The organism is Pseudomonas sp. (genome assembly GCF_037994325.1).
Classification (GTDB): Bacteria; Pseudomonadota; Gammaproteobacteria; order Pseudomonadales; family Pseudomonadaceae; genus Aquipseudomonas.
In genome coordinates, this window is record NZ_JBBNAH010000293.1 from 1 (window position 1) to 5,383 (window position 5,383).

Sequence of the window (5,383 nt, forward strand, 5' to 3'; positions counted from 1 at the left end):
GACCATGCCCGCACCCTCGCGCAAAACTGTTCTCGCCAGCCTCCTTGCCGTTATCTGGCTCGGCGCTATGGTGTCCGCCTTTTGGTGGTACGAGGCGCGCTATATCCGCCCGTTCGCCGAAACCACCGCGCTGTTTTCCGGCGACCCGCTGCAATTGCCCGCGCAATTGGCCGGGCCTGGCCCCATTCGCGTGGTGCATTTCTGGGACCCGGCCTGCCCCTGCAATGTCGGCAATCAACAACACCTGGCCGAGTTGATGGCGCACTTTGCTCCCCAAGGCGTGGCCTTTTATGCCGTGCAAAAGCCCGGTAGCCAAGGCCAGTTGCCGGACACGCTAAGCGCCCTGCAACCACTGACAGCATTCCCCGGTGCCGAGCATTTACCCGCCAGCCCAGCGGTAGGCATTTGGGATAAAGACGGCAACCTCGCCTACTTTGGCCCGTACAGCGAAGGCGCCACCTGCACCTCGAGCAACAGCTTTATCGAGCCGATTCTTGAGGCGCTGGCCCAAGGTCGTGCCGTAAATGCCACCCACACATTAGCCGTAGGTTGCTTCTGCCAGTGGGCTGAACCGGCGGCGAATTAGGCCCGCTCTGCCAACGCCTGCGCTTTGCGCTGATAGGCCTGCGGCGTCATGCCCTGCCAGCGGCGAAAGGCGCGGTAGAACGGCGACAGCTCAGCAAAGCCGCATGCCCGCGCCACCTCCCTGATCGGCTGCCCCGCTTCCAATAGTTGGGTGGCATGCAGCCGCCGCACTTCTTCGTGCAATACCCGAAAGCTGCTGCTGTGTTGCGCCAGAGCGCGCTGCAAGGCGCCAGCATTCAGGTGCAGCGCCTCGGCACAGCCAAGCAAGCTGCAAGTGGCCTGCCCCAGATGGCCTTGCAGCCAATAGCGCACACGATTGAGCAATTGGTTTTCGCCGAGCTCCTGCAACTCCAACTCGGCCTGCTGACTGAGCAAGGCAAACAAGCGCGGGTTGGCGCTGCGCGATGGGCGGGTCAGCAGGCTGCTGGAAAACACCAGGGCGTCATGGGCCTGATCAAAGCGCGGCGCCAGGCCAAATAACCGTTTGTGCTCGCTTTGCCGGCGTGGCGCGGGGTGGCGGAAGTCCACGCCCTGAATCGCGAATTCGTCATCGGTAACGCTGCGCAGCATTTTGATCAGCAGCAGCGCCAGGCACTCGATCTGTTGGCGCAGCGAGCCGAAGCCACGGTAGTTGAGGTCCAGCACCAGGCGCATGCTGTCGCCCTGCTCTTCCAGGCGCGCGGCAAAGCCACCGGAAAGAATGTGCTGGTAGCGCACAAAGCTTTGTAGGGCTTGGCGTAAGTCGCGGCTGGCCAGTAGCAGGTAACTGACCACATCCAGCGGCCGTGGCTTCATTACCTCGGCCAGGTGCAGGCCGATATCGCTGTCGCCGGTCAGGCCTTGCAGCGCTTCCCAGAACAGCGGCGCGTTGTCGTGCTCCTCACGGCCGGAGACTGACGGCGGCAATAGCGGCACACCTTGATAGGCGCGGCGGTAGGTGTCGGTGGGGTCCCAACCAAGGCTGGCCAGCCCCTCGTACAGCAGGCGGCGCATGGTCGGTGAATGGGTCAGTACAGTGCTAGTCATCGGAGGATCGGCGGTAGCGGCAATTGACCAGAGATTTCCACCCTTGAGGTCTACGGTCAATGCCTGTTTAGAACGACGGTGCGCAAAATGCAGCCACCGCGCGGCTCGTTGTAGCAGCCGCCCATAACAATAAGGATCCGTCGATGAAACGCACCCTAACCGCTCTGGCCGTAGTGGTCGCCGCCGTAGCCGCTGGCGCCACCTGGTATATCCACAGCAAACAGCCGCTGCGCGATGGCCAGGTGCAACTTGCCCATTTGGATGGCGCGGTGAGTGTGCGTTACGACGAACGCGGCGTGCCGCATATCAAGGCGCAGAACGAGGCGGATATGTACCGCGCGCTGGGTTATGTGCATGCCCAGGACCGCCTGTTCCAGATGGAGATGCTGCGTCGTCTGGCCCGTGGCGAATTGGCCGAAGTGCTCGGCGCCAAGCTGGTGGACACCGACCGCCTGTTCCGCACCCTGCGCATTCGCGAACACGCCGATGCCTACGTGCCCAAACTTGATCACCAGTCGCCCGCATTCAAAGCGCTGGAAGCCTACCTGGATGGCGTCAACCAGTTCCAAGACAGCCACCCGAAACCCATCGAGTTTGACCTACTGGGCATCAAGCCGCGGCCCTTCACCCCTGAAGACACCATGAGCATCGCCGGCTATATGGCCTACAGCTTTGCCGCCGCCTTCCGTACCGAGCCAGTGCTCACTTATGTGCGTGATGAACTGGGCGCCGACTACCTGAACATTTTTGACCTCAACTGGAAACCGCAGGGCGCCATCGGCCAGGCCGCGCTAGCCAGCAACGACTGGAAAGACCTTAACGCCATCGCCCGCCTCAGCCACGACGCCCTGGTCGATGCCGGCTTACCGCAGTTTGAAGGCAGCAACGCCTGGACCATTTCCGGCAGCCGCACCCAGAGCGGTAAACCACTGCTGGCCGGCGACCCGCATATTCGTTTCTCGGTGCCAGCGGTGTGGTACGAGGCGCAATTGTCGGCTCCCGGCTTTGAGTTGTATGGCCACCACCAAGCCCTTAACCCGTTCGCCTCGCTGGGGCACAACATGGAATTCGGCTGGAGCCTGACCATGTTCCAGAACGACGACCTCGATCTGATCGCCGAAAAGGTCAACCCGGACAACCCCAATCAGGTGTGGGTCAACGGCCAGTGGGTAGAGCTGCAAAGCCGCGAAGAAGAGATCAAGGTCAAAGACGCCGCGCCGGTCAAACTCACCCTGCGCCAATCGCCCCACGGCCCGATTATCAACGACGCCTTGGGCGCGGCTGCCGGCAAAACGCCAATCGCCATGTGGTGGGCATTTCTGGAAACCGAGAACCCGGTGTTGCAGGGCTTCTATGAGCTGAACCGCGCCAACAGCGTGGAAAAAATGCGCAGCGCCGGGGCCAAGATTCAGTCGCCGGGGCTGAACCTGGTGTGGGCCAATGCCAAAGGGGATATCGGCTGGTGGGCAGCGGCGCAGTTGCCGATTCGCCCGCAAGGCGTGAACCCGACGTTTATCCTCGACGGCAGCAGCCACGAAGCGGACAAAAACGGCTTCTACCCCTTTAGCGCCAACCCACAGGAAGAGAACCCGGCACGCGGTTATATCGTGTCGGCCAACTTCCAGCCGGTCTCCCCTACTGGCATGGAAGTGCCGGGCTACTACAACCTCGCCGACCGTGGCGCGCGCTTAAACCAGCACCTGGCTGATAGCTCGGTGAAATGGAACCTGGAAAACAGCCAAGCGCTGCAACTGGACACCGTGACCGACTACAGCAACCGCGTACTCAAACCGCTGCTACCGGTGCTGCGCACGGTGGTCAGCGACCCGCAGGAACTGGCGCTGCTGGAACAGCTGAGCAATTGGAAAGGCGACTACGCGCTGGACTCGGTGCCAGCGACGCTGTTCAACCAGTTGATCTACCAACTCGCCGACAGCGCCATGCGTGATGAACTGGGCGATGCGTTCTTCACCAACCTGCTGGCCACCCGCTCGTTCGACATCGCACTGCCCCTACTGGCGGCGGATGCCGAGTCACCGTGGTGGGACAACCGCAACACCCCGGCCAAAGAAACCCGCGCCGACACCGTTAAAGCCGCCTGGCAAGCCAGCCTGGCCCACCTGAAATCGACCATTGGCGTCGACCCAAAAACCTGGACGTGGGGCAAAGAGCACACCCTTACCCACGGCCACCCATTGGGTTCGCAAAAACCGTTGGACGCCGTCTTCAATGTCGGCCCATTCGCCGCGCCCGGCAGCCACGAGGTGCCCAATAACCTCACCGCTCCGGTTGGCCCGGCGCCATGGGGCGTGGTCTACGGCCCGTCCACCCGCCGCTTGATCGACTTTGCTGACCCGGCCCACAGCCTGGGCATCAACCCGGTTGGGCAAAGCGGCGTGCCGTTTGACAAGCACTACGCCGACCAGGCGCAGGCCTATATCAACGGCGAGTATGTGCCGCAGCATTTTGAAGAAAGTGAAGTGGCGGCTAATACCAAAGGCACATTGAAGCTGGTGCCGGCGAAGTAAGGTTGCTGGAATGAAGAAGCCCCGCGGATGCGGGGCTTTTTTGTCGGCGCGAGTATGGCATTTTGGCCGGTCCTCTCCCCCGCCCTCGCCCGCTTGCGGGAGAGGACGGGGGAGAGGACCTGAATCGCGGATCCCCTGCCCGATAAAAATCGGGCAAGAAAAACGCCCCGAAGGGCGTTTTTCTATTTGCACACCATCACGCCGGAGCGTGCTGCTGCGATGGATCGCGACGCTTATCCGGCCCAGCCACATTAGCCGCACCGGTGGTTTCATCCATAGCCTGTTGAATCGCTTTGAGGCGACGCTTCTCAGCCTTACGGCTAAAGAACCACACCAGGAAGGTAAAGATCGACACCACCAGCAAGATCAAGCTGGCCACGGCGTTGATTTCCGGTTTCACCCCCAGACGCACGGCGGAGAACACTTCCATCGGCAAGGTGGTGGAACCCGGGCCCGACACAAAGCTGGCCAGTACCAAGTCATCCAGCGACAGGGCAAAGGACATCATGCCGCCGGCCGCAAGCGAGGGGGCAATCATCGGGATGGTGATCAACATAAACACTTTCCACGGCTTGGCGCCGAGGTCCATGGCCGCTTCTTCGATGGACATGTCCAGCTCACGCAGGCGCGCCGACACCACCACCGCCACGTAGGACGCGCAGAAGGTGGTGTGGGCGATCCAGATGGTGAAGATGCCGCGTTCTTGTGGCCAGCCAATGGTTTGCGCCATCGCCACAAACAGCAGCAACAGCGACAGACCGGTGATCACTTCGGGCATTACCAGCGGCGCCGTGACCAGACCACCAAACAAGGTGCGACCCTTGAAGCGGGTGATACGGGTAAGCACGAACGCGGCCAGGGTGCCGAGAATCACTGCGGAAATTGCCGTGTAGAAGGCGATTTCCAGCGAGCGGCCGACCGAGTTCATCAGTTGGGTATTGTCGAGCAAGCCGACGTACCACTTCACCGACCAGCCGCCCCACACCGTTACCAGCTTGGAGGCGTTGAACGAGTAGATCACCAGGATCAGCATGGGCAGGTAGATAAACAACAAACCCAGCACCAGCATCACGTTTGAGAAACTGAAGCGCTTCATGCTTTGGCCTCCAGTTCTTTGGCTTGGCTACGGTTGAACAGAATAATCGGCACGATCAGGATGCCCAGCATCACTACCGCCAGGGCAGACGCCACCGGCCAGTCACGGTTGTTGAAGAACTCTTGCCAGAGCACTTTACCGATCATCA

At 61.3% G+C, this 5,383-nt stretch carries 4 protein-coding genes and 1 pseudogene; 2 read left to right on the forward strand and 3 right to left on the reverse strand.

The features are described from left to right. Positions 1-4: 4 nt before the first annotated feature. Entirely contained in the window at positions 5-586 is a 582-nt protein-coding gene (locus tag AAAB16_RS09995; RefSeq protein WP_340663193.1) for a DUF6436 domain-containing protein, read from the forward strand. On the opposite strand, the gene AAAB16_RS10000 is transcribed toward AAAB16_RS09995, so the two are convergent. Further along, positions 583-1,611 (reverse strand): AraC family transcriptional regulator, encoded by a 1,029-nt coding sequence (locus AAAB16_RS10000; protein ID WP_340663190.1) that lies wholly within the window; start codon positions 1,609-1,611, stop codon positions 583-585. The two genes, AAAB16_RS09995 and AAAB16_RS10000, sit on opposite strands and share 4 nt — an antisense overlap. Before the next feature lie 143 nt (positions 1,612-1,754). Here AAAB16_RS10000 and AAAB16_RS10005 point away from each other — a divergent pair, with 143 nt between their 5' ends. Next, complete coding sequence (locus AAAB16_RS10005; protein WP_340663191.1) at positions 1,755-4,139, forward strand: penicillin acylase family protein; 2,385 nt, start codon at positions 1,755-1,757, stop codon at positions 4,137-4,139. A gap of 196 nt (positions 4,140-4,335) precedes the next feature. On the opposite strand, the gene AAAB16_RS10010 is transcribed toward AAAB16_RS10005, so the two are convergent. Beyond that, positions 4,336-5,235 carry an ABC transporter permease subunit gene (locus AAAB16_RS10010; protein WP_340663192.1) on the reverse strand — a complete coding sequence of 300 codons (900 nt, stop codon included), beginning with the start codon at positions 5,233-5,235 and terminating at the stop codon, positions 4,336-4,338. Continuing rightward, positions 5,232-5,383: pseudogene (locus tag AAAB16_RS10015) on the reverse strand (putrescine ABC transporter permease PotH); the annotation flags it as partial. The gene AAAB16_RS10010 and the pseudogene AAAB16_RS10015, both read right to left, overlap by 4 nt.